1 protein-coding gene is annotated in these 2,506 nt (G+C 64.4%); it reads right to left on the minus strand.

Annotation, left to right across the window (positions count from 1 at the left end):
* Nucleotides 1-1,613 precede the first annotated feature (1,613 nt).
* Nucleotides 1,614-2,506: nucleotidyl transferase AbiEii/AbiGii toxin family protein (locus QOI01_RS00055; RefSeq protein WP_526377414.1), on the minus strand; the 893-nt coding region annotated here is incomplete at its 5' end.

The raw sequence follows: 2,506 nt of genomic DNA on the forward strand, positions 1-2,506 counted from the left end.
TCAAGTCGACTCGGCGGATGGTCACGCCGGAGCGGCTGTCGACGATCGTGCGGTGCGCCGTTGCCACCACTTGCCAACCCCCAGCGGCGAATTGACTGACGGTCGGCGATCCCACGAGGCCGGACGCGCCGGTCACGAGCACTGTCCCTGGCATTGGCGTCCCCCGATCACCCAATACAAATCCGCACGCAGTATCCGCCAATCGGTCGAGCCAGGAAGCCGAACAAGGAAATGGAATCGATAACGGTCCGCGACCATCCGACCCGCTCGGCGATCACCGTCGCCGGCAACAATTCGGCAGAGCGTCGCCGACACGCCGTTCGCCGCCGTCGGCCTCTCGCTCGAACCCGTCAGACTCGTCGGCGATCAAGTTCGGGTTTGCGTCGGGATGGCGCTCCGCGATCGTCTCGATGATCGACCTGGTTTCAGCACCGAGATCGCATGTGCGCGCAGGGGTTTACCCCTCGATCACGGCCAGCATCAACGCATCGTGAAAGACTTCCTGTCGAATGCCGAGCGGCGGTGTAGCCAACATGACTGGAGGCTATGCACTTCGCGTGTATCGACGGGTCGGTCAGGTTACCGGCGGGTTAGGAGCTAGCGAACGCGGCCGATCAGTCGTCGCAGCCGCCGAAGCCGAGCCCAAAGCAGAATTGCGGTACCACCCTGACGGCGGGACCCGGCAGTGTGCCGTCGTTTCCGTTGGGGTTGCCGGTGCACGTATCCACTTCGACGCCGTGTTCCACGCTGCTGCGACAGACGTTGTTTCCGATCGCCGAATCGGCTGCCGCGCTCGATGCGCCACCCAGAATCACTGCGCCCGTAGCTAATCCACCCAAAAGAAGCCAGAGCACTCGAGACCAAGTCGTACCGAGCATGGCGCCTGTCCTCCTTCATCGGCTATGCCTTCGACGATACGCCCCGGCGACCGAGCAATCCCTGAACTCTTTCTGACCATCAGCCGGGCGCTCCGGCCGCGTCGTGCAGCACCCGGCAGGCAGAACCGCGCGATATGTCGTCGTGCCCGGTCTGCATCTCAGCAAACCTCGGGCCTGCTCGGGCGACACCGAACAGGGTGCGTTGAACCGGCCGTGCCGACGCGCTGGTTCGGGAACCCACCGACAAGTACCGGGCCCCAATACGCGAAGCGGGTCGCTTCCCCATCGACAAGTGACAGCCAATATCTCCGAACGAAGATGTCGTCGGCACGGTCGGCCATTAGTGTTCACCCCTGGTGTGAGCGTCCCGTTGGGTGATGCCGATCCTGGTGTTGCACAGGTCTTCCGGTCAGATCACGCTGGACCACCTTCGGCGGACGCGCTTGAGGCTGTGACCTGCACAAACATTGGTGGGCGCGGAGGGGATCGAACCCACGACCGCTGGTGTGTAAATTCGGACCAAGCCGTTCAGCGCCTGTGACGTGATGCGATGGCGTCTCAAAATGCCCAGGTCAGCGGCTTGTGACTGTCCAGGTCGTCCACAGACTGTCGGGCCGTTTCTACATGTCTTGGCACACTCTTGGCACAAACGGGGGTTTTAGTCGGTAGGCGTTCGGTCGCGTTTGCGTGGCTGAGACGTCTGCTGCCGGGGCGCCGATGCTGGGGCGGTGCGGCTTAGGCGTGTTCGATGAGATCCAGCCAGGCGTCGACCTGTGCGACGGCGTCACCAAGGGTGATCGTCAGGCCGGCGGAATCAGCGGCTTTGGCGAAGCTCGGCCCCCAGTGCGGATGGACGGTCAATCTTGTGGGCCAGGTGCGCGATGGAGCGTCGGTAGCCTCTGCTTCGACGAGGCGGGCGGCGAAGACGTCCTCGACAGCGGCGCGGATCTCGGTCGGTGACGGATGGCCGGCCGTCTCAGTGAGGATGCGCAGCAACAGCAGGTCCACCACGTCACGGGCGCGGTCGTTGACGAACGCGGGCGGATCGTGCGGGTCCGTGCAGGCATGGATCTTCTGGGCGACCTGGTAATGCATCGACAGGCTGACGAGGTGGTCCGGAGTAGGCAGCCCGAGCCCGGCGAGCGAGGGCGAGGGAGTCTGCTCGGGCGTTGTCCCGGCGCGGCCTTCGTCTGGGGATACTTCGATCTGGACCCGTCTCCACGTCACACCGTTGAGCAGCACGGTCATGTCGAAGCGCCGTGGCTTCACGAGCTTGTGTGGGACGTCGATGGTTTCAACTTCTCCGCGCACGAGCATCAGCGGTCCCCAGGGTTGGCCGAGAGTGCCGTCCAGTTCTGCCAGGAAACGGTCGATGTCACCACGGACCAGGCCGTCGATGTCTTGGGTGGTGCGCGACATGCCGGGCAGCCGGTATTGCAGCATGGTGCCACCCTTCAACAGGAATAGCGCGGCGCCGGACCCGTCCACGGCGCGTTGAAGCGCGGCGGTGATGACGGTCGCCGCGACCAGCCAGCCCAGACGCGGGCCGGCTGACCCGAGGCTGTTCTGGGCTTGGGCGATCCAGGTGTGGAGGACCCGAGCAGACGACGGCGACTTGCCTTTCGGTT

Source organism: Mycobacterium sp. (assembly GCF_032162605.1).
Classification (GTDB): Bacteria; Actinomycetota; Actinomycetes; order Mycobacteriales; family Mycobacteriaceae; genus Mycobacterium.